We start from the raw sequence: 26,036 nt of genomic DNA, 5'->3' as shown, positions 1-26,036 counted from the left end.
AAAATTATGAAAGAATTAAAAGGTAAAGTTTGGGAATTTGGGGATAATATTGATACTGATGTAATTATCCCTGGAAGATATCTTAGAACATTCAATCCAAAAGATTTAGCAGAACATGTACTTGAAGGTGAAAGACCTGAATTCACGGCTAATGTTAAAAAAGGAGATATTATTGTAGCTAATGAAAATTTTGGTTGTGGTTCCAGTAGGGAACAAGCACCTTTAGCAATAAAAACTGCAGGTGTTACAGCTATAATAGCTAAATCATTTGCGAGAATATTCTATCGTAATGCAATTAATATAGGTTTACCAGTTATTAAAGCTAATGTAATTGCAAAAGATCAAGATATTTTATCTATAAATCTAGAAAAAGGTCAAGTAATAAATGAAACTACCAATGAAAGCTTTAATATAGAACCTTTCGAAGAGTTCATGTTAAAAATATTATCTGATGGTGGTATTGTTAATCATTATTTAAAAGAAAAAAATGAATAACTTTATCTTTTTTCTGAAAATATTAACTTATTCTTTTATAAAATCTTAAAAAATAGAAATTTCTTTTTTTAATATAATTGAATATAAATTGATTAATTAATAAATAATAAAAAAATTTAATAGGAGGTGCCAATTATGGAGTGTCCAATTTGTGGTTCTAAAACCGCTACAATACTAAAAACTAAAAAAATTAACTCTAAAAAAAATTCTCGACGTGAATTATTATTAAAATGTGAAAATTGTGGTCAAGTATACAATGAATCAATCATAGAAGAAAAACCTCAAACTTATAGGTTAGTTATAAGTGAACATGAAGATTCTTTTAAAACTTCAGTGGAATTATTCCCTGATCAAGAATTAAATGTAGGAGATTATTTACAAACAAATTTTGGAAAAGTTGAAATTACTTCTTTAGAAACTACTCAAAGAAGAGAAAGTCATGTTAAAGCTCGGGATGTTAAAACTATTTGGGCGAATTCAAAAGAGATTCCTGCAAGATTTGGAATTAGTGTTGATTTACATGGTAAAGTAGCATCATTTAAAGTTGAAACTGTACGTGACTTTAAAATTAGTGTTGATGATGTATTTAAAATTGACAATTATATTATAAATGTTTATATGATTAAAACTGAAGATCGTAAGACTAGTAAAGGATTTGCTAAGGCAAGAGTTATTAAACGTGTTTATGGTCGGCCAGTTAATTTAAAACGTTATGATTATGATTTAACAGAGAGTATTGTAAGTAAAAAAGCATTAGAATAAAAATATTTTTAAAACTTTTTTTAGAGGTTTGAATCTTAATGAAAGTATATATTGAAACTTATGGATGTACATTTAATCAAGCTGATTCTCAAATTATGGCAGGAAATTTGATAGAAGGTAATATTGATATTGTAAACTCCGCTGAAAAAGCAGATGTCATTATAATCAATACTTGTTATGTGAAATTACCTACAGAAAGTAAAGTAATTAACAAAATAAAAAATTATCAAACAAAGTTCCCTAATAAAAAAATTATTATTAGTGGATGTATGGTTGAGGTAGATCCAAAAAAATTAAACGATATAGGTCCTAACTGTTCATGGATTGGACCCCATCAATTAAATAAAACAGTCCCTATTGTTAAAAAGGCCTATGATGGTGAAGTAAGTCGTGCTTATGGTTTATCAAAAGATTCTAAAGTGGGTGTTCCTAAATTATCGGAAAATCCTTATATTCATGTAATACAAATATGTGAAGGATGTTTAGGTGCATGCACTTATTGTTGTACTCGATTAGCTAGAGGTCCATTAAATAGTTATCCAATTAAAGATATTGTTAATGAAGCTAAACAAGCAATTAAAAACGGTTGTGTGGAAATAGAGTTAACAGCTCAAGATACTTCAGCTTATGGTAAAGATACTGGTGAGAAATTTTCAGATTTAATACGAGCAGTCGCTTCTTTAGATGGTAATTTTAGGGTTCGTATAGGTATGATGAATCCTAAAAATATAGGTGATGAAATTGATGATCTCATTGAATCTTTTAAATTAGAAAAAGTTTATAAATTCCTTCATTTACCAATTCAATCAGGTAGTAATAAAGTATTAAATGAAATGAATCGTAATCATACTGTGAATGAATATAAATATATTGTTGAAAAGTTTAGAGATCAAATTCCTGAATTAACCCTTGCTACTGATATTATTGTAGGATATCCTACAGAAACTGAAGAGGACTTCAAAGAAACTGTGGATTTAGTTAAAGATTTAAAATTTAGTATTATTCATATAAGTAAATATCATCATAGATTAGGGGCTATTTCTTCTAATCTTAAAGAGATTCCATCTGATATAATGCATAGACGTTCTAAATATTTGACTAATATTAAATATGAGATCACTGAAATGGAAAATAAAGAATTTTTAGGATCTGATGTTGAAGTATTAGTTGTTGAAAAAGGACGTAAAGGAGGTTTTATTGCAAAGACCAATTCTTATATTCCAGTTGTTGTTGAAGATGTAAAATTAGGATCTTTTGTTAATGTTCATATTTACGATGTGACCGGTACTTATCTGCTTGGAAGATTAATTGAATAATTTTTTTATACATTTTAAATTATTTAATTTTTAACTTTAATTAAAATTATTAGCTTAAATGATTTTTAGCTTTTTGTTTTACTTTTTTTTAAAAATTTTTTATCATATTTCTTTTTTAATATCTAATATTATTTTAATTTTTTTTTAAATTAATCTTTATAGATTTTTAATTTATTAAATTCGTTTGATACTATATTTTTTATTTTTGAATTGTTTTTATTCTTTTTTTATCTTTTAATAGCTTTTTAATCGTTTTTGTTTGTTTGTTTTTCAGGTGTTTTTAGGTTCTTAATTTGATATTAATTACTAAAAATTTGTTGATTTTATTGATATTCTACTGTTTAATAATCATTATAGAATTAATATATTTTCATGTTTATTTCATCTATATAGTGGGTTAACAGTTCTTAAAAAAACAATACCTTTATATACTAAGTAAAACAACATTCAATTGGAGGTGAAAATATGAGTGAATTACCAATCGCACCTGTAGGCCGTATATTAAAAAACGCTGGCGCACAAAGAATTTCTGATGATGCAAAAATCGCATTAGCTGAAGCATTAGAAGAACAAGGTGATGCAATAGCTCAAAAAGCTGTTAATTTCGCACGCCACGCTGGTAGAAAAACTGTCAAAGCTGAAGATATCAAATTAGCTATCAAATAAGTTTTGTGACATGTTTTAAAACTATTGGCCAGTTTTGGCCAATTATTTTTTTTATTCAATTAATTATATCAGAATATTTGCTGTAAATTTATTTTATTAGTTAAATATTTATTATTTATTAATGATTTAAGAAAAGGCATGATTTTATTGATATTCAATATTCATGTTTATTGTTTATATTTTTCATACACACTAAAGCGAAGTGTGTATTAACCTTAACTGGTTTCCATGCTTATGTTAATAAATTTTATTCAAAATTTTTGTAAAAAATTTTTTAAATAGAAACTTTTATATATGACTTTGAATATAGTTTAGTAAGTAGGGACCGGTGGTCTAGGGGTATGATACCTCCTTGACGTGGAGGTGATCACGAGTTCAAATCTCGTTCGGTCCATGTGCCATAGTAGTTCAGAGTGGGAGAACGCCAGACTGAAGATCTGGATGTCGCTGGTTCAAGTCCGGCCTATGGCATTCTTTATTATCTAATTTTTTTATTAATAACTTAATTATATAAGTTATTTTTTTTAAATTTTAATTATTGCTTTTTTATTTAAAAATAGTTAAAAAGAGAAATAGTATTTAATTTTTATATTTTGGTTTTTTATCAAATAGCTTTTTTATTTAAAAATAGTTAAAAAGAGAAATAGTATTTAATTTTTATATTTTGGTTTTTTATCAAATATTCCAGGGGCATTTTTTTCAGTATTAGAACTTGATAATTTTAATTGATCAATAATTTTTGGTCCTGAAGAAGTACCTATTCTATCTGCTCCTGCAGCTATTACTCTGTTTAGTGTTTTGAAATTATTTATTCCACCTGATGCTTTAATTTGTTTTGATGGGGCATATTTTCTTATTATTGTTAAGTAGGTTACTAATTCGTTAAATTTACATGCTCCACTAAATCCGGTATTTGTTTTAATAAAATCTGCATTAGTTTTTTCGATTGTTTTTGATATTTCTTTTATTTCAGTTTCATCGATTAATGTTAATTCTATTATTACTTTTAATATATGGTCCCCAATAGCTTCTTTAACAGCATTTATATCCTCTTGAATTAGTTTGTAATCTTTATTTTTTAGAGCAGGAATATTTGTTACCATATCTATTTCATCTGCACCATTTATTATTGCTTGTTTTGCTTCAGTTACTTTAGATGTTGTTGTTCCAAATCCTAATGGGAAGTCAATTACACTAACAATTTTTATATTTTCGTTTTTTAGTTTTTCGGATACATATTTTATATATGTTGGTCCTACTACAACTGCATAAAATCCATATTTTTTTGCTGTTTCTATGAATTCATCTATTCCTTTTATAGATGCAGTATTGTCTAAAAATGCATAATCAATGTATTTAGCTATTTCATCTTCAGTTTTTAATCGTAATAGGTTGTTTTCCATTTTTTCACTTTCTTTTTTCTAATGTTTTTTATATTACTTATTGTTAGTAACTACACTAACATATTTATTTGTATATTATATAAATATTTTCTTTAAATCATAAATATTAAATTAATTTTTTTGCCATGTAAGGACCTTTAGGTTCATAACCAAATTTCCGATAATAGTTTCTAGCACCTATACCACTTGTAACAATAAGTTCATTTTTTCCTTTATCAATACATAACTCTTCTGCACGCTTAATTAAACGCTCACCAAAACCATTATGTTGTCCAATTTTATTAGCTTTCTCTCCAATTTTTAACATGTTCCCATAAACATGAAGTTCTCTTAAAAGTGCACTATCTTCACCAATCTCACTACGATGAACCTTATTAGAAGGCATACGTAAACGTAAGAAACCAGCTAAACTTTCTTCATTATTATCTTCAAATGATAAAAATGTTTCTTCACCCTCAACAGCAGTATAACTTTCTTCAAACAATCTAAAATCTTCAAAATCATAATTTTTATCTTTATGACCAATTTCTCTGCAACGAATACATTTACAATTAATACCTTCCTCATCTAATCTATTATAAACTAACTCTCCTAAATTAGATTTTTTAACACCTGCTTCAATAAGCGTAGAAGGAATATCTCTTTGAATACGCATAGTACGAACCCATTTTGGAAGAATCTTCTTAATTTCAACAATTAATTCAACAGCTTCTTCATCAGTATAAGGTTCATAACCACCATCTTTCCAAAGATCATACAATTCACTACCTTTAGTTACAAGGCAAGGATAAATTTTTAACATATCAGGTTTGTAAGAATCATTTGTAAAAACCGTTTTAAACATTTCAAGATCTTCTTTTTGTCTTTGGAACAAACCAGGCATTAAATGCATGGCAACTTTTAAACCAGAATCTCTTAAAACACGATTAGCTTCAATTGAATCTTTTACACTATGTCCTCGTTTCATTTTTTTATAAATTTCATCATGTATTGTTTGAACTCCAATTTCAACTCTAGTAGCACCCATATTTAACATTCGATCTACATGTTCTTTTTTACACCAATCCGGTCTAGTTTCAAAAGTCATCCCAACACAACGAACCTTTGAAATTTCATTAGCTTTTTGAACATCTTCTAAAATAACATAATCAGTAGGAGCAAAAGTCTTTAAAATATTATTAGAATATAAAGGATCTTCTTTAATAATATCTTTTGTAATATCTTTTAATTTCATACCCTTTTCAATATTTTTAAGCACAATACCAAAATCTACCATTGCTTTTAAACATTGAGAGACAAACCAAGTTTGATAAGATAAATCTGTAGATGGAAATGTTCCACCCATTATAATTAGTTCAATTTTGTCTACTGGATGTCCTATACTATATAATTGTTTGATTCGATTAAATGTTTGGATATATGGATGATACTCATACATTCTACCTCTAAGCGCAGCTGGTTCTTCACCTGTGTAACTTGGTGGGGCAATATCACTTTTTGGACAGTAAAAACATCTTCCATGCGGACATTCATGAGGATGACACATTACAGCTACAACAGCAACTCCTGAAAGAGTTCTAGAAGGTTTTTTTCTTAATAAACCACTAATACTTCCTTTTTCTTCTATTGTTGCTGTTTCAAGGATATCTGCATTACTCATGAATTTGTTTAGTTTTAAATCTCTGCAAAGTTGTCTTTTTTCAACTTCTAAATCACGTCGAGTTTTAATTTTCCCATTTTTTATGTCCTCAATAATTATTCGACAAGCTTCTTCCATATAATTTATTCTCCAAAAATTTATAAAAATTAATTAATAAATCAGTTAGATTTATATATTTTTTCATACTATAATTTTTATATCTATAATATTAAATAATTGTTTTATATATTAATAAAATATGAGGTTAAAAAAATGAGAGTAAAAAAACTTTTAGGAATGCTTGCTTTAGATGTTAATGCTAAAGAAATAGGAAAAATCAGTGATTTAGATTTTGATTCAGAAACTGGAAAAATTAATCAAATTGCAGTTACATTAAAAAAGAATATATTATCTAATGATGAATTATTATTTGATTATGCTGAAATTAAGAGCGTTGGAGATTATGTTTTATTAGATACTACAGTAACTAAAGAAAACCCAACTGTCGAAGTAGATCCAGAATCTGAAACTGAATCTCAAAAAGAATCAGAACAAGAAACTGAAAAAGTAAACTTAGATTAAGATTAAATCTTTTATTAAATAGGAGTGTTTGAAAAAATGGAAGCATGTGACATACGTGGAGAAACTGTTTCTATTGGTTCTTATGCACGTTATGGTGGAACAGGGACAGTAGGTCAAGTTTCTGATATAAAAACAGAAAATAATTCCACTTGGGCAAAATTTAATGAAAATTCTTTATGGTACTCTTTAGACACTATAGAAGTAATTAATAAAGATGATATTAAAAAATATGCTCATGATGATAAAAATAGAGTAGAAAAAGTTAAAGATTTGAAGAATAATGTTAAAGAAGACGCTGTAGCTAATGCTATGGATGTTGATGCTTGTGGAGCAGGTTAATTTTTTATTCAAATTTTAATAATTTTTTTACTACTTTTTTTAAAATTTTTTTAGACTTAAATAATAATATTTATCTTTTAAACCTTACATAATATAAAATGTTTATAAATATTTTAAATTTGTGAGGTGAAAATATTATGCAAAATAGACAAATTGTAGGAATTATTGCAGTTATATTAGGTATTCTTGTAATGGTTTTCCCATATGTAAGTACTATGTTAATGTCATTTTTAGCAGGTTTTAGTTTACTTATTTTAGGTTTATACTTCATTATTGGAGGAGCTGACTTATGGGGTTTTTCTAAAGGAATATCTGCGACATATATAATTTTAGGGATTATCGGATTTATTTTTGGAATTATTTTAATAGGTAATTTAAATTTATTTGGTGATCTAATTGGATTATACTTCTATATTATTGGAATAATGTTAATAATCGCTGGTATTTTAAGTTTATTTGCTAGAGTCCATCCTATTACTAAGGGTTCTGCAATTGTAATGTTAATTTTAGGGATTATTACAATAATTTTAGGTGTATTCTCCATGGCAAGTCCACTTTATGTAGCTATTATTTTAGGAGTAGCATTAATCGTTGATGGTATTGCTATTTACTTAAATGGAGATGAATTTATAGGATAAAACATTTTTTAAGTTTTATCCTTTTTTTTTTAAAAAATAGATCTGTTCGCATAATAACAAATTATATATATTTTAAAAAATATATTATAATATAAAGATTTTATCCAAAAAAATCTTTAGGAGTTAAAATAAAATGAAAAGTAAAATATTAATTTTGTTGGTATTTATTGCAGCAATAGGATTACTCATAATTTCTCCAGCATCTGCACAAGATGTATCAATTGCAAAATCACCAGATAACGGTGCAATAATGGGATCTTGTCAATGTAATGATCATTGTTTAAATTCAGGACAATTTTTAGACATTAACTGTTCCAATCAGAATGGGGCAGATATAAACACAACTAAAACTTATTGTAACACAGTTTATAATTACCCACAAGATTATCCTATGGACCATTACATACCATACAACTATCAACAAAATCAAAAAATAGATTAAATTAAATAAAGTTTTTAGAAAAAAATTTTCTAAAAACTATTTTATTTCTTTATAATTCACTAAATTCATGAATTTTTTTAGCTAAAGTAGGGCCAATACCCTCAACTTTTTGTAATTCTTTTTCACTAACAAATCTTAAATCTTCACCGAATATATCAACTAAGCTTCTAGCACGTTTTCTACCTAATCTTTTAACACCTAAAACTAAAGGAATAAGATCCTCTTTGATACCATAATACAATCTTGCAGATAAAATATCTAAATCTTTGCTAAAATTATATTTTCCTAAAACTTCTAAAGTGTTTTTTGTAAAACGAACAAGCATACTAGCTTCATACGCAGAACGTCGAGTACTTGCACTATAAACATGATAAGCATTTTCAATTTGAAATTCATTTTTTTCATTAATCCATTCAACTAAACTTACACAAGTTGCTTCAGGATTACCAATATCAACAGCAAATAATCCTAAACTAGATAATTTTTCACGTACAGGATCTTTACTTTTTCTACCTTTAAAAGAAATCAATGGTAAATCTGGAGTTTCTGATAATGCATAAATAAGTTCATAAGAATTAAATTCTTCAATATGAGAAGCATATTCCTTAATTTTAACAGCAGTTTCAACAGCATAATTAGACTTAGCAATTAAATTACCAAAATCAGTGGCTTTTAAACCATTAGGAGTAGCCATTAAAATACCATTTTGTAATAGGAACTCTAAAGAAGATTGTATCTCAAATTGTAAACTATCTGAAGCAAAAAGACTCATACTAGGATTATTTTTCATTTGAAATCCATAAAAAGTCATTTCAAAAAATTCCTGTAACTCGTCGGGTGTTTTAGATAAATTTGATGCAACTTGGGAAATTATTTGTTTAAGCACAGCATCTTTATTTTCGATTAATTTAGAGTTAGTATGTTCTACTAATCCATGAACATATCTTTCCTCTAAATCCATAGCTTCATCCATTGATTTAGCAATTAAATATGAGTATCCAACAGTATCATATTGAGGTCTACCTGCTCTACCTGACATTTGCAAGTAATCAAATACAGGAATATTTTGCGGCCCTCTAGATGTCCAACGAGTATAATCTCTTATTGCAACATATTTACTTGGTAAATTCACACCATACATTAAACTAGGTGTTGCTGCAATCATTAAAATATTTCCAGCTCTAAATTCATCTTCAATAATCTCTTTTTGCTCATTAAATAAACCTGCATGATGAAATACAGCCCCATTTTCTGCAGCTTCAGCTAAACGAACACAAGTACTTGTAGGTTTAGATCCTTTCTTTTTAGGAACATCTAATAATTCATCAGCTACTTTCTTGAATTTTGCTTTCTGAGTTTTAGAAATTTTTTTCTTCATTTTCCCAGACACATAAGTAGCTAAACTTTCAGTAAATCTTCTAGTTGAAACAAAACTTAATGCTTGTGAATTTTCTTCTAATGATTTTTCTATTATTTTAACTATGACATCATTCTTATTTTTAGTATTAAACATTTCAGTATTTAATACCTCTTTATTTAATGGTACAGGACGATAATCATGTTCAATTACTTTTGCATTTAACCATCCTTCAATTTCATCCATATTCTCTAAAGTTGCAGATAATGCAATAATACGAAGATTTGGATTAATTTTTTTAGCTCTAGTGATTGCACATTCTAAAGTCGGACCTCTTGAAAATTCCCCTATCATATGGAATTCATCAATAATAATTGTATCCACTTCTCGAAGTGTGTTCCAAGAAAAACGAGTTAAAGCATCAAATGATTCAAAAACCATTACAGATAAATCTGAACTTCTAGGACTTCTACCAATTGTAATACCATGTTTTTCAAATTTTTTAAATTCTTTAATTTTTTCATTTTGTATAGAAATTAATGGAGCAGCATAAACTGCTTTGCCTCCATTTAATATGGTTTTTAATGCAGCCATAACTCCTAAAACAGTTTTACCACTAGCTGTGGGAATAGCTATAATCGTATTTTCTTTATCATCCAAATATCCAGATTCAATAACTGCTTTTTGTGCAGGATTAAATTCTTTAATATAAGGATAACAATCTTCAAGTATTTCTTTAATGTTTTCTGGAATATTTTCCATTAATTTCTCTCCAAAAATAAAATTTTAATAAATGTTTTTTCTAAATTTAGTATATTATAGGATTATATATTTTCTTTTTTCCTTAGCATGTGAAAAGTATTAAAATATATTTTTTATTAAATTTTTTCCTTTTTTAATACACAGATATCACTAATTTTAGTATTAGGGTACTGACCATTTTCATCTTTTTCTACAGCTTTAACCATATCCCAAATTGTGAGTAAAACCACACTAACACCAGTTATAGCCTCCATTTCAACACCAGTTTGCCCTGTAGTTTTAACACTAACAGTAGTACTAATCTCACTATCTTCAATATTAAAATTTATTTCAATGCCACTGATACTTAACGGATGACATAAAGGTATTAAATTAGAAGTATTTTTAATAGCATTTATACCTGCAACTTGAGCAGTTGTTAATACATTACCCTTTTTAATTTCAGCATTTTCAATCATTTTAATTGTACTTTTTTGAAGATGAATTTTACCAGTAGCTATAGCCATTCTTCTTTGTAATGGTTTATCTCCAACTTCAACCATATGAATCCCATCTTTAGTAAGATGAGTAAATTCTTTTTCTTTCATTTTAATTACCTATTATAACAAAATAAAAATTATTATTATATTTCTTTAAAATTTATAAATAAAGTATAAATATTTAATTTAATTCTTTGTATGGAATTTCAACTTTTGAAAAATCAAAAGATCTGTTTCTTGCATTAGAAGCAAATTTATTATATAAATTTTTATCATTTAAAAGTAAATCAATTTTTTCACTTAAATCATCACTATTATTAGGATTAATAAGCAAACCTACGTCATCCGTAATGATTTCACGAATTCCACCTACATTACTACCAATTATAGGTTTACCGCATGCTAAAGCCTCAATAAGAACTAAACCAAAACTTTCACTATAAGAAGGTAAAACTAACATATCACAACTAGGAATAATTTTTTCTATATCTCCACGAGCACCTAAAAAAATCACATCAGTTATACCTTCTTTTTTCACATAATCTTTTAAACTATTTAATAAAGGCCCACTACCTACAATGACTAATGTTGAATCATTATTTAATTTATTTTTAGCTTCAATAAGTGTTTTAACATTTTTCCTTTTAATTATATTCCCTACAAATAAAATTATAGGTTTATCAGTATTTACATTATAATTATTTTTTAATTCATCTTTAAAATTATACTTAGTATTAGGTTTGAAACGTTCAATATCTACAGAATTCCAATTAATACTTAATTTATTTTCTAATCCTTTAATATTTGTTTTAAGAATTTCTTTTTTAAGTGCTTGGCTAACTGCTAAAATATGATTAGCATTTTTTAAAACTCTTTTAATTATAGGGCGAATATAAAAATGTTTTGCATATAATTCAAACATATCTGACCCATGAGCAGTAACATAAGTTGTAATATTATTTTTTTTACCTACTTTAGTTGCAGCATAACCTGCAGGGAAAAGATAATGGCCATGAATAATATCAATATCTTTTTCATGAACTAATTTATTTAAACTTTTTTGAGCATTAATACCAAATAATAATCCTCTAAGGCCTGGAATATTTATTCCTTTTGTCCCAATTACATGTATTCCATCAATATCTTTAATATCTTTATGGGGATAAGTTATTACATAGACTTCATGGCCTTGTTTAACTAATTCTTTAGATAATGTATGAATATGGACTCCTACTCCCCCAATATGGGGAGGAAATTGACCAACCATTGCTATTTTCATTTATTAATCATCTCATAAAAAATTTTATACTTATTTAATTAATTTATTATCATAATTTGTGTTTAAAATATTTCCTTCCATATCTACAATGATAACATTTAATTCTAAATCAAATCTATTTAAACATTTTCTTTTAATAGCATATACAATACTATTTAAAACTCTTGTATCTAATTTTTCTTTTTTTAGAATATTTATAATTTCCTCAGTAGTTTTTGCCTCAAAAATTTTAACAATAACTTCTTTTTCACATCCAACTAATGCAGTATGTGCAGCAAATATTTCACATCTACCATCAGCTACGGCATGTTTAGTGTTAAATATACCACCGGCTAGTTTAACAAGCTTACCAATATGTCCAAATAATGTAAAACTATTAATTCCTCTTTTTTTAGCTTCTTCAAACATAAATCCAATAAAATTTCCTGTTTGAATAATCTCCTCTTTTCTAATATTTAAATCTTTTAATGCTAGTTTTTCACCAATATTACCTGGAACAAATACTAAATTTTCCACTTTTTCTGCAATAGCTACATCAATTTGAGTTACAATAGAATTTTTATAAGCAGTATTATCCATGGATCTTGCAATACCTGTAGTTCCAAGAATACTTATGCCATTAACGATTCCAAGACGTGGATTCATAGTTTTACTAGAAATTTCTTCTCCTTTAGGTATGCTTATTATAACTTTTGCAACTTTATTTGATGGTAAAATTTTTTCTAAATTTTCCTTAATCATTTTTTGAGGTATGGGATTTATTGCAGCTTCTCCTACTGGGATTTGCAAACCAGGTTTAGTAATTATTCCAACTCCTTTGCCTCCATAAATTTGAATATTTTCCTCAAATTGATCTGTTTTATCATATAATTCTACAGTACTCACAATATCCAATCCTACAGTGACATCTGGATCATTATATGGATATTTCACACTTGAACTTTCAGCTTTATTCTTGGAAAGTAACTTACAAGATTTAATTATAATGTTTAATGTTTTAATTGGAGTTATAATATCTACATTTTTAATATTAAGTTTTTGATTTAGAACCTTTTGTAAACTAGCTAGTGCTGTAGCTGTAGCTAAACTTCCGGTAGTTACTCCAGTTTTTATTTTGGCTTCTTTTTGAATCATGGTAAAAAAATCTTTTATTTTATTATTTTAATTATATATTTATTATTTTTCATATGATAAATTATTTATTAAAAAAAGTAGAAAATATATTTATTAATTTTATAATTTATTTGGGAAAATTTGGACATGTCAAATGATAAAAAAGTGCCTGTGTGGGATAATAATTTTTCTTTCTTAATGGCAATGATTGGTGCTGCTATTGGTTTAGGGAATATTTGGAGATATCCCTATGTAGCTTATAGTAACGGTGGGGGGACATTTTTAATTCCTTACTTATGTGCTATTTTTATTTTAGGATTACCTTTCTTATTCTTAGAGTATAGTGTAGGATTCAAATTTAAAACATCTTTATCTGAAATATTAAAAAAAATTAAACCTAAATTTGAAGTGATTGGTTGGTTTGTTGCTTTAATATCTTTTTTGATTTTGTGTTATTATGTGTGTATTATTGGTTGGGATTTAATTTATATAATTCTAAGCTTTTTTAAAGGTTGGGGTTCTAATCCTTCTGCTTTTTTAACAAGTTCATTGTTACATAGTCAAAATGGTTTTCTTGGATTGAATTATATTGTATGGCCTGTTGTTATTACTTTAGTTTTTATTTGGTTTTTAATTTGGATAATTTCTCGTACTGATTTAAATTCTGGAATTGGTAGAGTTACTAAGTTGTTAATACCTTTACTTGTCATCATGATGGCTATAATTGTGATATATTCATTAACTCTTCCAGGTTCTAATATTGGTTATTCTAACTTGCTTAAACCTCAATGGAATATGTTACTGTCACCATCCGTATGGCTTGCTGCTTTTGGTCAAATTTTATTCTCTTTAAGTTTAGGAATGGCAGTAATTACATCTTATACTAGTTATTTACCTGAAGGTTCAGATTTAATTAAAAATGGTTTTATTGTAGTGGCATCTAATTGTAGTTTTGAAGTTTTTACTGCATTTGGAATATTTTCTATTATAGGTTTTATGTCTTTTTCACAGGGAATACCATTTAATCAGATTATTACACAGGGAGTTGGTTTAATATTTGTCGTATTCCCTACTGTATTAAATATAATGGGTAATTATGCATATATAATAGGGCCTCTGTTCTTTTTATGTATATTTTTTGCAGGAATTACAACTACTATATCCTTTTTAGAACCACTCTCTTTAGCAATAAATCGAAAATTTAATATAAGTAGAAAAAATTCTTCTGCATTACTCTGTTTAATTGGTTTTGGAATATCTTTAATATTTGCTACTGGATCTGGTAGTTATTTACTAGAAATTTGTGATAGTTTTTTAAATCAATTTGGAATTTTATTTGGAATAATTTGTCAATGTATAATATTTGGTTGGTATTATAAAATTGATGATTTATTAAATGTTTTAAATAATAATTCTAAATTAAATATTGGTAAATTTTGGAAAAATATTATAAAGTATGTTATACCTATAATTTTATTTATAGTGTGGATTACTGGTTTATATAATTTATTTGCCTCAGGAAACATTAATTATATAATAATACAACTAATTCTTGCATTGATAATAATTATTGTTCCAATTATTTTGACAATATTACCCGAGCATTAAAAAAATTCATTACTTAATTTTAAATTTTAATTTTTTTATTCAATGTTTATTGTACATATTTGGGAGTAATCATCTAATTTATTCTTTAAATCATCAAAATTAATTGTATATTCTTTATTTTCATTTTTTATCCCTAAACATAAACATAATAATCCTATGCCTGCATCGATTTGATTAAAGTTATTCATACCTATTCTTTTATCAATAAATGAAGGTTTTTTACAATAATAATCTATAGAATTATTATTAAAATAAACATACCATGGTTGAGTATTACTTGCTGAAGGGGCATATTGTAAGCTTTCGATTATTCTCATTGTTAAATCATTATCTTCAATATGGTTAAAATTACTTATTTCATTTAAAGGTTTTCTTATAAACTCTTTTTTATCTTTTCTATGTATTTTTTCTTCTGTTTTTCCGAATGCAAGAACAATTCCATATTTAAGTTCACTTAAATTTTTTAATTTATTCTTTGCACGTGGAATACCTTCCCAACAAGCTCCTATATTATTTTTTGAAAAGTAAAGATCTAATTGTTCAAGTATGAAACCTATATTATTCAAACCGGAATTTGAATTTTCAGAGAATGCTGCAATATAATAAGGAGCAGGTTTCATATAAATAGTATTTAAGTAATCACTTGTTATAATTTTGAATTCAACAGGTGTTTTATTTAATCTTTCTGCATTTTCTAAAATTTCTTTTATTTCTTCAATATTTAAATCAGAATTCATATCATAATTCCGAATAGATTTTCTATAAAATATGGAATCATATAAATTATCATTTAACATAAATTTTTTCTTCCTACTTTTTATGAAATAAATTTCAATATTTTAACTTATTTTTATACATATATAAAAGAATTGAAAATTTTTCCATAAGATTTATATATGATGAAAACCAACACTTTATTGTTGTATGTAATTTAGCGGTGTTAGTCCAGCCTGGTTAAGACTCTAGCCTGCCACGTTAGAGACCCGGGTTCAAATCCCGGACGCCGCATTGCAGCCGTGGTATAGTCTGGTTATTACTTGGGCCTTCCAAGCCTACAACCCGGGTTCGAATCCCGGCGGCTGCATTTACTATTTTTAAAATTAATATTTTATTAAAATATTAATTGATATATTTTTTATCTAATTTTTTAAACCTTAAAATACATTATTTTTTAGATTTAATAAACTTTAAATTCTTATTTTGTAAAAAACAAAAATTATTTATATATAAAAATTTTAAACTATTATTAATATAAATTAATTAATAAAAATTTTAAAATTAAAGAATTACTATTTTAAAAAAAATTTTAAAATTGTGTTGATAAAAAGATTTTTAAATAAAAAAATATAAATGGTTGTGATTTTATGGCTGGAATTGTTGGATATGGAGCTTATGTACCTTCATATAGAATCAAAGTAGAAGAAATTGCAAAAGTATGGGGAGACGATCCAGAATCTATATCAAATGGGTTAGTTGTTAATGAAAAATCAGTTCCTGCATCAGATGAAGATACTGCAACAATTGCAGTAACTGCAGCAAGAAATGCATTACAAAGAGCTGAAATTGATCCACAAAATTTAGGCGCAGTATATGTTGGGTCTGAATCTCATCCTTATGCAGTTAAACCAACTGCAACTATAGTGGCTGAAGCTATAGGAGCAACTCCTGAATTAACTGCTGCAGATTTAGAATTTGCATGTAAAGCCGGAACAGCAGGTATGCAAGCTGTAATGGGTGAAGTTGATTCTGGTATGATTGATTATGGATTAGCAATAGGTGCTGATACATCTCAAGGAGCACCTGGTGATGCATTAGAATATACAGCATCTGCAGGTGGAGCTGCTTACATCATAGGTAAAAAAAATACAATAGCTGATATAGAAACTACATATAGTTTCACTACAGATACTCCGGACTTTTATAGAAGAGAAGGTCAACCTTATCCATCCCATGGTGGAAGATTTACTGGAGACCCTGCATATTATAAACACGTATTTGGAGCTGCAAAAGGTTTATTTGAAAAAACAGATTCAAAACCTGAAGATTATGATTATGCAATTTTCCACCAACCTAATGGAAAATTTTATATTAGAGCTGCTAGAAAATTAGGATTTACACCTGAACAATATAAATATGGTTTATTAACTCCAAATATTGGAAACACTTACTCTGGAGCCGTTCCATTAGCATTATCAAATGTATTGGATAAAGCAGAACCAGGAGATAAAATATTTATAATATCTTATGGATCTGGTGCAGGTAGTGATGGATTCACATTAACAGTAAATGATAGATTAAAAGAAATCCAAGAATTAGCTCCAAAAACTCAAGATTATATTGATGATAAACATTATGTTGATTATGCGGTTTATGCTAAATATAAAGGAAAAATTCGAATGGCATAATATTAAAGGGAGAAAAAAGATTTAAGGTGATATTTTATGAGAGATGTTGCAATTATAGGAGTAGCCCAAACAAAATTCGGAGAATTATGGGATACTTCATTTAGAGAATTAATAGCTGAAGCAGGACTTGGAGCTATTAAAGATTCAGGTATTTCTGGTGATGATATTGGCGCAATGTATGTTGGAAATATGTCATCAGGTTTATTTGTTGATCAAGAACATATAGCTTCACTTATTTCTGACCATATGGGTTTGAATCCAGTACCATGTACTCGTGTTGAAGCTGCATGTGCATCAGGAAGTTTAGCTTTAAGACAAGGAATCATTACAGTAGCATCAGGTTATGAAGATATAGTTATTAGTGCAGGTGTTGAAAAAATGACTGATGTTGTAGATGCAACCCCTGCAATTGCAACTGCATCAGATCAAGAATGGGAAGCTCAACAAGGAGCTACATTTCCATCATTATATGCGATGATTGCTAGAAGACATATGTATGAATATGGAACTACTAGAGAACAATTAGCAGAAGTGAGTGTTATTAATCACCACAATGCACAATATAATCCATATGCTCAATTTCCGTTTGAAATTTCTACAGAAAAAGTTTTAAACTCTTCTAAAGTAGCTGATCCTTTAACATTATTAGATTGTTCTCCAGTTTCAGATGGAGCAGCAGCTGTAGTTTTATGTCCTGCAGAAGATGCACATAAATATACAGATACTCCAATATATGTTAAAGCATCCGCACAATCTTCTGATAGTATTGCATTACATGATAGAAGAGACATGACAACATTAGATGCTACTAAAGTAGCAGCTAAAAAAGCTTATGATATGGCTGGAGTCACTGTTAAAGATATTGATGTTACAGAAGTTCATGATTGTTTTTCAATTAATGGATTATTAGCAGTAGAAGATTTAGGATTTACAGAAAAAGGAAATGGTGGAAAAGTTATTGAGGATGGCCAAACTAGAATTGATGGAGACTTCCCAATAAATCCTTCAGGAGGGCTTAAAGCAAGAGGACATCCTCTTGGGGCAACAGGTATTGCTCAAGCTTGTGAAATTTCCTGGCAATTAAGAGGAGATGCCGGTAAACGTCAAGTTGATGGTGCTGAAATTGGTATGACTCATAATGTAGGTGGTACTGGAGGTACTGCAACAGTCCATATTCTTTCTCGAGATAAAAATTAAAATTATATAAAATTAATTTTTTATTATTTTTTTATAAAAAAAAATAACTTTTTTTACTTAATTTTTTTAAAACATTATTTTAATAATAAAAGGGGGTTATTAAGATAAAAAAGAATCAAAGAAGTAATATTAATCCTTTCACAGGGAAAAATCATTTTGATATTGTAAATGATGATAAATTTTTGAACCAAGTTTATACACAATATTATAATATTATTAATCAAAGTCAATTATTAGATGATTCTCCACAAGCTCAATTAATATTTAATGTCTCCAGTAAATTAATTTATGCTGTTAATGATTATTTATTAAAAATTGGAAGGATAGATTATATTGAAAATTATTACGATTGGGAATTTCATTTAGTTTCAAATAATACAGTTAATGCTTTTTGTATGCCTGGAGGTAAAATAGTTGTGTACTCAGGAATACTTTCAATTGCAAATAATGAAGAAAAAATAGCTTTTATTTTAGGTCATGAAATGGCTCATGCTTTATTGGACCACTCTAGAACCCAAGCAAGTAATTATAAAGCTAAAAACACATTAACTACTGTAACAAGAGTTGGAAGTTTAGCTCTTGATTTTGCAGGATTAGGAGGATTAGGTGATATTACAAGAGCTGCAGTTAATGTGGCAGATATAGGTTCTGAATATTTATTAATGAAACCTTTTGGAAGATCACAAGAGTTAGAAGCAGATAAATTAGGCATGATGATTATTTATTTAGCAGGTTATAACATTAAAAACATTCCCTCATTTTGGCAAGATATGAGTAAACAAAATTCTAATGCACATGATTTTTTCTCAACACATCCCTCAGATCAAAAAAGAATTGATGCAATGAAAGAAATTATTTTTGAAATTGACAACCAAAAAGACTTTTATAACACTCCTATATTAGCAGATTCCTCAAATTCAAAAGAGTTTATTAATTCAAAAAATACTTCAATTAATCAACAAAATTATGCACCTAAAATAATGGAGGAATCTAATTCAAAAAACACATTAAATAAAATTGATAATCAAGTTTATTGCCAAAATTGCGGCCATTCTGTAGATATTGATGCCCATTTTTGTACAAATTGTGGCCATGAACTTAATGAATTATTAAAGTGTCCTAATTGTGGCACAATAATAAATAATGAAGATCTATTTTGTTCTAATTGTGGATACTCTTTAAAATAATTTTCATAAAAAATTATAGATATTAATTTTTAATAATTACTTTTCCCAATTTTATTGTAAAAAAATTCTAACAAAAAACTTCTTTTTAATTATTCATTCAATAATTTATATTAATTAAAACCTTATTTTCAATTTTTAAATAATAATTTTTTATATTTTTTAATTTAATTTTATATTTTCACTATTTTTTTTTAAATTATCCTTGATTAGTTCCTTTAAACCTTTTACTATTATAATTATTCATTTATTTGGTGTATTCTTGATTTTTCATTATCTAATTTAAAAACTATTGTATTTTAATATTATATTAGTTATTTTATTTAATAATTAAATACTTTTGTTTATAATACTCCTAATTTCGGAATGTTTATTATTTCCATTTAATATTTTCGATTCAAAGTTAATTTCAGATTAAATACATTTGTTACTTCTTCAATGTTTTATTTATTTGAAACAAAAAAAGGATAAACTTTATTTATATGAAAAATTAATAGTTTTTCATGTTAATATTAGAAGCTACAATTTCAGATTTGAGATCAATACTTGAATTGCAATATTTGGCATATCAAAAAGAGGCTGAAATTTTAGATGACTACGAACTTGATCCATTAAAAGAAACTGAAGAAGAAATTGAAGAAGCATTCTTTAATGGAGTTATTTTAAAAGCTATTGATGATTTAGGTCATATTGTAGGTTCTGTTAGAGCATTTAAAAAAGAAGATACTGTTTTTATAGAAAGATTAATAGTTGATCCTAATTTAACTGGAAATGGGATAGGATCAAAATTATTAGATGCTGCTGAAAAATTATTACCTAGTAAACGTTATGAATTTTTTTCTTCAGATATTATTTCACATAATTTAGATTTTTTCAGAAATAATGGATATAAAGAGTTTAAAGCAGAATTTATAAAACCTAATGTTCGTGCTGTATACTTTGAAAAATTATCAACTGATTAAGTTTCATAACTCATTTGTATTGTAAATACAAATTTTTTTTTATTCAAATAATAATTTATCAATATAATTCATGTCAACATTTTCTTCAACAATTTTAGCTAATTTTTCAATATTTAAATCTTTATTTGTTTCATAAGGATCTAATCCATTATTAATAGGAATCCCCTTTTGTTTTCTAATATAATTTAAAAATTCTCTTCTAAAATTGTAATTATGGAATATTCCATGGAAATATGTTCCAATAACATTTTTTTCTACTGCACCATCAAATGTACTGTTTTCATTGTTACCTATGCCTTTTTTAATTTTTAATAATGGCAATGATCCATTTAGTATTGTTGTACCTTCATGTAATTCATAACCAGTTATTTTTTCACCACCTATTTTATTAAAAATTTTTCCAATATTATCCTTTTTATTGTTTCCATAATTTTCAATGATTTCATTTGCAAGAATTGCTTCGCTTTGTTTTACTACTTTTTCCTTTCTTTCAAATTGGCTATCTATATTTAACAATCCCAAACCTTTTATTGTTCCTTTTTGAGATTCTTTATTGAATTCATCATAAATATTATTCCCAAGCATTTGATATCCTCCACAAATGCCAATGATTGGTATTCTTTCACTTAATTTTATGATTTCATCTGCTTTTCCACTATTTTTTAATTCAATTGTATCCAAAATTGTGTTTCTTGTACCTGGAATTATTAAAGCATCCACATTTCCAATTTCTTCATTAAGATCTATTAATTTTAATCCAACATCTTCTTCAAATTCAAATGGATCTATATCTGTGAAGTTAGCTATTTTTGGAAGTTTTATTACACCTATAGTTATAGGTTTATTTGATTTAAATTTATGTTCATATAAACTTGCAGAATCTTCTTCAGGTAACTTTAAACTATGATCATAAGGTAATACTCCTAATATAGGAGCATTTATGATTTTTTCTATTTTTTCTATTCCTGGTTGTAATATGTTTAAGTTTCCACTAAATTTATTTATTATTACAGCTTTTAATCTTGATCTATCATGGTCATCTAATAATTGGAATGTTCCAGCTATTGATGCAAAAACTCCTCCTCTATCTATATCTGCTACTAAAATGACATTAGCATCAGCAATATGGGCTATTTCCATATTTGCTATATCTTCTTTACGCATATTTATTTCAGCTGGAGATCCTGCTCCTTCTATTATTATAATGTCATTTTTTTCTTTTAAAATATTTAATGATTCGTTAATTGCTTTCAATGCATATTCTCTGCAATTGTGTTGGTAGTCATAAAAATTCATATCTCCTATTGCTTTTCCCTGAATTATTACCTGTGATGTGAATTCCCCTTTAGGTTTTAATAATATGGGGTTCATATGAACACTTGGTTCTATTTTTGCAGCATTTGCTTGCAAAACTTGTGCGATTCCCATTTCTTTATTTTCATATGTTGTGAATGAGTTCAATGACATATTCTGTGATTTGAAAGGTGCTACTTTGTATCCTCTATTTGCATATATTCTACATAGTGCTGCTGTTACTACACTTTTTCCTGCATTTGATGAGGTACCTTGAATCATGATACATTTTGTCATAATATTTTTTTCCTTTTATAATTTTAGTTATTTTTTTATTTTTTATATTTATTAAAGTTAATTTTTATTAATTTAATTTGTTTTGATTTTTTTATTAATGTTTGGAACAAAATTTATATGATATAAAATAGTTAAATAAATATTGTTAAAAACTTAATTAATATTTTTAATTAATCATTTTTATTAACAGTACCAAAATATTAAACTTACAAAAATTAATTAAATTCAATATGTTTATATACATTTAAATGTAATTAATAAATAGAAACTTTAAGTAACAAAAATTTATTAAAAACATTAAATGTAAAACAGATTAAAACTCGAAAAAACAGAGGTTTACCATGAAATTTGAAGAAAAATCAACAACTGATTTTGTTGATGAAAAAGTAGAAGCAGAAAAAGAACAATCTGAAGAAGAAAAATTTGTTCCTTCTACAAATAAACCTATGCTTGACTATGAGAATATAGGCAATACTGGTGACATAAATGTACCGCCACTTTTAATAGACCAAGTAATTGGGCATGAAGAATCAGTAGAAACTATTAAAAAAGCAGCAAAACAAAGAAGAAACGTTCTCCTTATCGGAGATCCTGGTGTAGGAAAATCAATGCTTGCAAAAGGAATGGCTGAATTATTACCACCTGAAGTATTACAAGATATTTTAGTATATCCTAATGCAGAAGACCCTAATAATCCAATCATTAGACCAGTACCTGCAGGTGAAGGTAAAAAAATCGTAAAAGCAAACAAATCTAATGCAAAAGTTTATGAAGAAAAGAAAATGATGTTAGTAATGTTTGCAGTAGCTGCTATATTTGCTTTAGGTTTATACTACCAAAAAATATTTGAAGCAATAATAGCTGTACTATTAATTATATTTATTGCAATGCAAATTAAACCAAAAAACACAACATTATCTCCAAAATTATTAGTTAATAATGGAGATAGAAGATTTGCACCATTTATGGATGGAACTGGATCACATGCAGGAGCATTACTTGGTGATGTAAGACACGATCCATACCAATCTGGAGGGTTAGGAACACCTGCACATGAACGTGTAGAAGCGGGTATGATTCATAAAGCTAATAAAGGTGTTTTATACATTGATGAAATTGGAACAATGTCTACTAAAACTCAACAAGAATTATTATCTGCAATGCAAGAAAAAAAATATTCTATCACAGGACAAAGTGAAAACAGTAGTGGGGCTATGGTAAGATCTCAATCTGTTCCATGTGATTTTGTTTTAGTTGCTTCTGGTAATATTAAAGTATTAGAAGGAATGCACCCAGCAATGCGTTCAAGAATAAGAGGATATGGTTATGAAGTTTTCATGAAAGATTCAATGGAAGATACTTTAGAAAATCGTAAAAAATTAGTGCAATTTGTAGCACAAGAAATTAAAAACGATGGAAGAATCCCTCAATTCAAACCAGATGCACTTGATGAAATAATATTAGAAGCAAAACGTAGGTCTGGTAAAAAAGATTCATTAACACTTAAACTTAGAGATTTAGGTGGATTAGTAAGAGCTGCTGGAGATGTTGCAATTGAACAATCAGCACCATTTGTAACAGCTGATCATGTAATCACTGCTAAAAAATATTCTAGAACTTTAGAACAACAAATGGCTGATATGTCTATTGTTCAAAGAAAAGAATACAGTATGTTTAACCCTAAAGGTGGAAAAGTCGGTATGGTTAATGGTTTAGCAATTATCGGTGATAGATCAGGTATAGTATCACCAATTGCTGCTGAAGCTGCACCAGCACAAAGTAAAAATGAAGGGAAAATTATAGCAACAGGAAAACTTGGAGAAATAGCTAAAGAATCTGTACAAAATGTAAGTGCATTAGTTAAAAAATATACAGATAAAGATACCTCTGATTATGATATTCATGTTCAATTTATTCAAACATATGATGGTGTTGAAGGGGACAGTGCTAGTGTATCTATAGCTGCAGCTGTAATAAGTGCAATCGAAGATATACCACTTGATCAAACTGTTGCATTAACAGGTTCTTTAAATGTCCGTGGAGATGTAATGCCTATTGGTGGAGCAACAGGTAAAATTGAAGCTGCTGCAGAAGCTGGAATAAAAACTGTTTTAATTCCAAAAAGTAATATGAAAGATGTTATGATAGAATCTAAGTATGAAAAAATGATTAAAATTATTCCAATGAGTACTCTTAGTGATGTTCTTGAACACATTTTAATTAATGGTAATAAGAAAGATAATTTAATTAATCATATTAAAAAACTTGGAAATCATGTAGCTGAAAACATACCAGAAAGTACTATTAAAACTCCAAATGCACATTAATTAAATATTTAGTTATAATTTTTTCTTTATAACTATCTTTTCTATTTTTTATTTTTATTTTATCTCAATTTTTTTATTTTAATTTAATTATTATTAAAAACCTTATTATAATATGAAGATTAAAATATATTATAGTTATATATTAAATAATATTATTTTTCATGGTGATAAATTGATAATTGGTGGTTCAGCATCACAAAGTTTAGCTGCTAAAGTAGCTGAAGAATTAGGGGACATTATATGTCCAATAGAAACTAAAAAATTTCCCGATGGGGAAAGATATCTCAGATTTAAAGAAGATGTAGAAGGCGAAGAAGTTACAGTTATCCAATCTACAGGATTTCCTCAAGACGAACATTTAATAGAATTATTATTTTTAATAAAAAATTTAAAAAGTTTAAATGCGAAAAAAATTAAAGTTGTTGTTCCATATTTAGGTTATGGTAGGCAGGAATTAAGATTTAAACCAGGTGAAGCGATTTCTGCACAATTTGTTGCAGAATTAATTGAAGATTCTGGGGCTGATGAATTTATAAGCATTAATCTTCATGAAGATAGTGTGAGAGAATTTTTCAATATTCCTACATTGAATTTATCTGCTATGCCTCCTATTGCTGATTATATTAACACTATTACAGAAGACCCAATTATTATTGCTCCTGATAAAGGGGCTTTAGGTTTTGCTGAAGAAATTGCAAAAATTTTAAATTGTAATTGTACTTACATGAGCAAAGTTCGATTAGGTCCAGATAAAGTTGAAACTCGAATAGTTGATGTTGAAGATTCTACTGAAACTAATTCTAAAGTAGGAATTAATGCTGTTAAAAATAAAGAAGCTGTTATTATTGATGATATTATTGCTACTGGAGGCACTATTGTTAATGCAGTGAATATTTTACAAGAATATGGTGCAAAGTCTGTTAATGTTTGTTGTGTTCACCCAACATTAGTCAACGATGCAGTTATAAAAATTTATGCTGCAGGTGCAAAGAATCTTGCAGGTACAGATACATTGAAATCTGATGTCAGTTGTATAACAGTAGCTAAAGTTATTGCAGATGCAATAAAATAAAAATTATTTATAAAAATATTAAAAGGAATTAATTAAAATGCATGAATTATCAATGGCTCAAGGAATTTTCACTACTGTAATGGATACTGCAGAATCTAATGATGCTACTGAAGTTACTAAAGTTATAATTGAAGTTGGCCGATTAGCTATGATTAATCCGGAACAAATCAGTTTTTTATTAGATGTTTTGAAGGAGAATACTATAGCTGAAGATGCTGATTTTGTTATTAATGAAATCCCTGTTGAAATAGAATGTCAAGAATGTGATTATAAAGGGATTGTATCCCTTGATGGTTTAGATCATTATGCTCCTATTATTAAATGTCCTAAATGTGAGACTCCACGAATACTAATTTTAAATGGTAAAGATATAATAGTGAAAAATATTGTAATTGAAAAACCTGATGAAGATGAATAAA

At 27.2% G+C, this 26,036-nt stretch carries 24 protein-coding genes and 4 tRNA genes; 20 read left to right on the top strand and 8 right to left on the bottom strand.

Annotated elements, in window-relative coordinates; genetic code table 11:
- Window positions 1-6 precede the first annotated feature (6 nt).
- From hacB to BP769_RS04830, 6 genes are all read left to right on the top strand, one after another.
- Window positions 7-495 (top strand): homoaconitase small subunit, encoded by a 489-nt coding sequence (gene hacB / locus BP769_RS04855; RefSeq protein ID WP_413825065.1) that lies wholly within the window; start codon window positions 7-9, stop codon window positions 493-495.
- Between the two features lie 135 nt (window positions 496-630).
- On the top strand, window positions 631-1,257 hold the full coding sequence (locus BP769_RS04850) for an HVO_0476 family zinc finger protein (RefSeq protein ID WP_413825063.1): 627 nt from the start codon (window positions 631-633) through the stop codon (window positions 1,255-1,257).
- 38 nt (window positions 1,258-1,295) lie between these two features.
- Window positions 1,296-2,573, top strand: a complete 1,278-nt coding sequence (locus BP769_RS04845) for a tRNA (N(6)-L-threonylcarbamoyladenosine(37)-C(2))-methylthiotransferase (RefSeq protein WP_413825060.1) — start codon at window positions 1,296-1,298, stop codon at window positions 2,571-2,573.
- 465 nt (window positions 2,574-3,038) lie between these two features.
- Window positions 3,039-3,239, top strand: a complete 201-nt coding sequence (locus BP769_RS04840) for a histone family protein (protein WP_409198691.1) — start codon at window positions 3,039-3,041, stop codon at window positions 3,237-3,239.
- Window positions 3,240-3,561: 322 nt separating this feature from the next.
- Window positions 3,562-3,633: transfer RNA gene (locus BP769_RS04835), tRNA-Val, on the top strand.
- A 3-nt stretch (window positions 3,634-3,636) separates the two neighbouring features.
- A tRNA-Phe gene (locus BP769_RS04830) sits at window positions 3,637-3,710 on the top strand.
- A 179-nt stretch (window positions 3,711-3,889) separates the two neighbouring features.
- On the opposite strand, the gene deoC is transcribed toward BP769_RS04830, so the two are convergent.
- A complete protein-coding gene (deoC, locus tag BP769_RS04825) occupies window positions 3,890-4,642 on the bottom strand; it encodes a deoxyribose-phosphate aldolase (RefSeq protein ID WP_413825058.1) in 753 nt (250 codons plus the stop codon).
- A gap of 106 nt (window positions 4,643-4,748) precedes the next feature.
- Window positions 4,749-6,419, bottom strand: a complete 1,671-nt coding sequence (locus BP769_RS04820) for a tRNA uridine(34) 5-carboxymethylaminomethyl modification radical SAM/GNAT enzyme Elp3 (protein ID WP_413825056.1) — start codon at window positions 6,417-6,419, stop codon at window positions 4,749-4,751.
- A gap of 135 nt (window positions 6,420-6,554) precedes the next feature.
- Here BP769_RS04820 and BP769_RS04815 point away from each other — a divergent pair, with 135 nt between their 5' ends.
- From BP769_RS04815 to BP769_RS04800, 4 genes are all read left to right on the top strand, one after another.
- Window positions 6,555-6,863 (top strand): PRC-barrel domain-containing protein, encoded by a 309-nt coding sequence (locus BP769_RS04815; RefSeq protein ID WP_413825054.1) that lies wholly within the window; start codon window positions 6,555-6,557, stop codon window positions 6,861-6,863.
- A gap of 36 nt (window positions 6,864-6,899) precedes the next feature.
- Window positions 6,900-7,202, top strand: a complete 303-nt coding sequence (locus BP769_RS04810; RefSeq protein ID WP_413825051.1) for a DUF2098 domain-containing protein — start codon at window positions 6,900-6,902, stop codon at window positions 7,200-7,202.
- Between the two features lie 137 nt (window positions 7,203-7,339).
- Window positions 7,340-7,840, top strand: coding sequence for a DUF308 domain-containing protein (locus BP769_RS04805; protein ID WP_413825048.1), 501 nt, complete (start codon window positions 7,340-7,342; stop codon window positions 7,838-7,840).
- A gap of 133 nt (window positions 7,841-7,973) precedes the next feature.
- Window positions 7,974-8,282 carry a hypothetical protein gene (locus BP769_RS04800; protein WP_413825575.1) on the top strand — a complete coding sequence of 103 codons (309 nt, stop codon included), beginning with the start codon at window positions 7,974-7,976 and terminating at the stop codon, window positions 8,280-8,282.
- 49 nt (window positions 8,283-8,331) lie between these two features.
- Here the strand turns inward: BP769_RS04800 and BP769_RS04795 are convergent, their stop codons facing one another.
- From BP769_RS04795 to cbiD, 4 genes are all read right to left on the bottom strand, one after another.
- Window positions 8,332-10,401: a DEAD/DEAH box helicase gene (locus BP769_RS04795; RefSeq protein ID WP_413825572.1), complete on the bottom strand. Its 2,070-nt coding sequence runs from the start codon at window positions 10,399-10,401 to the stop codon at window positions 8,332-8,334.
- A 116-nt stretch (window positions 10,402-10,517) separates the two neighbouring features.
- Window positions 10,518-10,988 carry a cyclic pyranopterin monophosphate synthase MoaC gene (moaC, locus tag BP769_RS04790; protein WP_413825570.1) on the bottom strand — a complete coding sequence of 157 codons (471 nt, stop codon included), beginning with the start codon at window positions 10,986-10,988 and terminating at the stop codon, window positions 10,518-10,520.
- Window positions 10,989-11,061: 73 nt separating this feature from the next.
- Window positions 11,062-12,159, bottom strand: coding sequence for a glycosyltransferase family 4 protein (locus tag BP769_RS04785; protein WP_413825568.1), 1,098 nt, complete (start codon window positions 12,157-12,159; stop codon window positions 11,062-11,064).
- A gap of 30 nt (window positions 12,160-12,189) precedes the next feature.
- On the bottom strand, window positions 12,190-13,293 hold the full coding sequence (cbiD, locus tag BP769_RS04780; protein ID WP_413825565.1) for a cobalt-precorrin-5B (C(1))-methyltransferase CbiD: 1,104 nt from the start codon (window positions 13,291-13,293) through the stop codon (window positions 12,190-12,192).
- 126 nt (window positions 13,294-13,419) lie between these two features.
- On the opposite strand from cbiD, the gene BP769_RS04775 reads away from it, so the two are divergent.
- Complete coding sequence (locus BP769_RS04775; protein WP_413825562.1) at window positions 13,420-14,880, top strand: sodium-dependent transporter; 1,461 nt, start codon at window positions 13,420-13,422, stop codon at window positions 14,878-14,880.
- A gap of 35 nt (window positions 14,881-14,915) precedes the next feature.
- Here BP769_RS04775 and BP769_RS04770 read toward each other — a convergent pair whose 3' ends face one another.
- Window positions 14,916-15,677 carry a nitroreductase family protein gene (locus BP769_RS04770; protein ID WP_413825560.1) on the bottom strand — a complete coding sequence of 254 codons (762 nt, stop codon included), beginning with the start codon at window positions 15,675-15,677 and terminating at the stop codon, window positions 14,916-14,918.
- A 137-nt stretch (window positions 15,678-15,814) separates the two neighbouring features.
- On the opposite strand from BP769_RS04770, the gene BP769_RS04765 reads away from it, so the two are divergent.
- The 6 genes from BP769_RS04765 to BP769_RS04740 all read left to right on the top strand — a co-directional run bounded on the left by BP769_RS04765 (window position 15,815) and on the right by BP769_RS04740 (window position 20,628).
- A tRNA-Gly gene (locus tag BP769_RS04765) sits at window positions 15,815-15,888 on the top strand.
- A 2-nt stretch (window positions 15,889-15,890) separates the two neighbouring features.
- Window positions 15,891-15,964: transfer RNA gene (locus BP769_RS04760), tRNA-Gly, on the top strand.
- 280 nt (window positions 15,965-16,244) lie between these two features.
- Window positions 16,245-17,285, top strand: a complete 1,041-nt coding sequence (locus BP769_RS04755; RefSeq protein WP_413825557.1) for a hydroxymethylglutaryl-CoA synthase — start codon at window positions 16,245-16,247, stop codon at window positions 17,283-17,285.
- A gap of 36 nt (window positions 17,286-17,321) precedes the next feature.
- Entirely contained in the window at window positions 17,322-18,482 is a 1,161-nt protein-coding gene (locus BP769_RS04750) for a thiolase domain-containing protein (RefSeq protein WP_413825555.1), read from the top strand.
- Between the two features lie 182 nt (window positions 18,483-18,664).
- Window positions 18,665-19,669 carry a M48 family metallopeptidase gene (locus BP769_RS04745; protein WP_413825552.1) on the top strand — a complete coding sequence of 335 codons (1,005 nt, stop codon included), beginning with the start codon at window positions 18,665-18,667 and terminating at the stop codon, window positions 19,667-19,669.
- Window positions 19,670-20,169: 500 nt separating this feature from the next.
- Window positions 20,170-20,628 (top strand): GNAT family N-acetyltransferase, encoded by a 459-nt coding sequence (locus BP769_RS04740; RefSeq protein ID WP_413825550.1) that lies wholly within the window; start codon window positions 20,170-20,172, stop codon window positions 20,626-20,628.
- 39 nt (window positions 20,629-20,667) lie between these two features.
- Here BP769_RS04740 and cobQ read toward each other — a convergent pair whose 3' ends face one another.
- Window positions 20,668-22,218 (bottom strand): cobyric acid synthase CobQ, encoded by a 1,551-nt coding sequence (gene cobQ, locus BP769_RS04735; RefSeq protein ID WP_413825547.1) that lies wholly within the window; start codon window positions 22,216-22,218, stop codon window positions 20,668-20,670.
- Window positions 22,219-22,664: 446 nt separating this feature from the next.
- On the opposite strand from cobQ, the gene lonB reads away from it, so the two are divergent.
- The 3 genes from lonB (at window position 22,665) to hypA (ending at window position 26,035) form a co-directional block, all read left to right on the top strand.
- Entirely contained in the window at window positions 22,665-24,545 is a 1,881-nt protein-coding gene (lonB, locus tag BP769_RS04730; RefSeq protein WP_413825578.1) for an ATP-dependent protease LonB, read from the top strand.
- A gap of 172 nt (window positions 24,546-24,717) precedes the next feature.
- A complete protein-coding gene (locus BP769_RS04725) occupies window positions 24,718-25,617 on the top strand; it encodes a ribose-phosphate diphosphokinase (RefSeq protein WP_413825545.1) in 900 nt (299 codons plus the stop codon).
- Window positions 25,618-25,654: 37 nt separating this feature from the next.
- On the top strand, window positions 25,655-26,035 hold the full coding sequence (gene hypA / locus BP769_RS04720; protein WP_413825542.1) for a hydrogenase maturation nickel metallochaperone HypA: 381 nt from the start codon (window positions 25,655-25,657) through the stop codon (window positions 26,033-26,035).
- Window position 26,036 lies beyond the last annotated feature (1 nt).

Origin of the sequence: Methanobrevibacter sp. UBA417 (assembly GCF_002508845.1) — an archaeon.
Lineage (GTDB): Archaea > Methanobacteriota > Methanobacteria > Methanobacteriales > Methanobacteriaceae > Methanobrevibacter_A > Methanobrevibacter_A acididurans.
This window is presented reverse-complemented; position numbering and strand designations above follow the sequence as displayed.

Excerpts from the sequence above, each read along its gene's own strand:
- moaC (WP_413825570.1), bottom strand. The coding sequence starts at position 10,988 with ATGAAAGAAAAAGAATTTACTCATCTTACTAAAGATGGGATTCATATG.
- BP769_RS04755 (WP_413825557.1), top strand. The coding sequence starts at position 16,245 with ATGGCTGGAATTGTTGGATATGGAGCTTATGTACCTTCATATAGAATC.
- BP769_RS04775 (WP_413825562.1), top strand. The coding sequence starts at position 13,420 with ATGTCAAATGATAAAAAAGTGCCTGTGTGGGATAATAATTTTTCTTTC.
- BP769_RS04820 (WP_413825056.1), bottom strand. The coding sequence starts at position 6,419 with ATGGAAGAAGCTTGTCGAATAATTATTGAGGACATAAAAAATGGGAAA.
- BP769_RS04810 (WP_413825051.1), top strand. The coding sequence starts at position 6,900 with ATGGAAGCATGTGACATACGTGGAGAAACTGTTTCTATTGGTTCTTAT.
- BP769_RS04800 (WP_413825575.1), top strand. The coding sequence starts at position 7,974 with ATGAAAAGTAAAATATTAATTTTGTTGGTATTTATTGCAGCAATAGGA.
- BP769_RS04770 (WP_413825560.1), bottom strand. The coding sequence starts at position 15,677 with ATGTTAAATGATAATTTATATGATTCCATATTTTATAGAAAATCTATT.
- BP769_RS04785 (WP_413825568.1), bottom strand. The coding sequence starts at position 12,159 with ATGAAAATAGCAATGGTTGGTCAATTTCCTCCCCATATTGGGGGAGTA.
- BP769_RS04815 (WP_413825054.1), top strand. The coding sequence starts at position 6,555 with ATGAGAGTAAAAAAACTTTTAGGAATGCTTGCTTTAGATGTTAATGCT.
- BP769_RS04740 (WP_413825550.1), top strand. The coding sequence starts at position 20,170 with ATGTTAATATTAGAAGCTACAATTTCAGATTTGAGATCAATACTTGAA.
- BP769_RS04840 (WP_409198691.1), top strand. The coding sequence starts at position 3,039 with ATGAGTGAATTACCAATCGCACCTGTAGGCCGTATATTAAAAAACGCT.
- cbiD (WP_413825565.1), bottom strand. The coding sequence starts at position 13,293 with ATGATTCAAAAAGAAGCCAAAATAAAAACTGGAGTAACTACCGGAAGT.
- lonB (WP_413825578.1), top strand. The coding sequence starts at position 22,665 with ATGCTTGACTATGAGAATATAGGCAATACTGGTGACATAAATGTACCG.
- hacB (WP_413825065.1), top strand. The coding sequence starts at position 7 with ATGAAAGAATTAAAAGGTAAAGTTTGGGAATTTGGGGATAATATTGAT.
- BP769_RS04845 (WP_413825060.1), top strand. The coding sequence starts at position 1,296 with ATGAAAGTATATATTGAAACTTATGGATGTACATTTAATCAAGCTGAT.
- deoC (WP_413825058.1), bottom strand. The coding sequence starts at position 4,642 with ATGGAAAACAACCTATTACGATTAAAAACTGAAGATGAAATAGCTAAA.
- cobQ (WP_413825547.1), bottom strand. The coding sequence starts at position 22,218 with ATGACAAAATGTATCATGATTCAAGGTACCTCATCAAATGCAGGAAAA.
- hypA (WP_413825542.1), top strand. The coding sequence starts at position 25,655 with ATGCATGAATTATCAATGGCTCAAGGAATTTTCACTACTGTAATGGAT.
- BP769_RS04750 (WP_413825555.1), top strand. The coding sequence starts at position 17,322 with ATGAGAGATGTTGCAATTATAGGAGTAGCCCAAACAAAATTCGGAGAA.
- BP769_RS04795 (WP_413825572.1), bottom strand. The coding sequence starts at position 10,401 with ATGGAAAATATTCCAGAAAACATTAAAGAAATACTTGAAGATTGTTAT.
- BP769_RS04850 (WP_413825063.1), top strand. The coding sequence starts at position 631 with ATGGAGTGTCCAATTTGTGGTTCTAAAACCGCTACAATACTAAAAACT.
- BP769_RS04805 (WP_413825048.1), top strand. The coding sequence starts at position 7,340 with ATGCAAAATAGACAAATTGTAGGAATTATTGCAGTTATATTAGGTATT.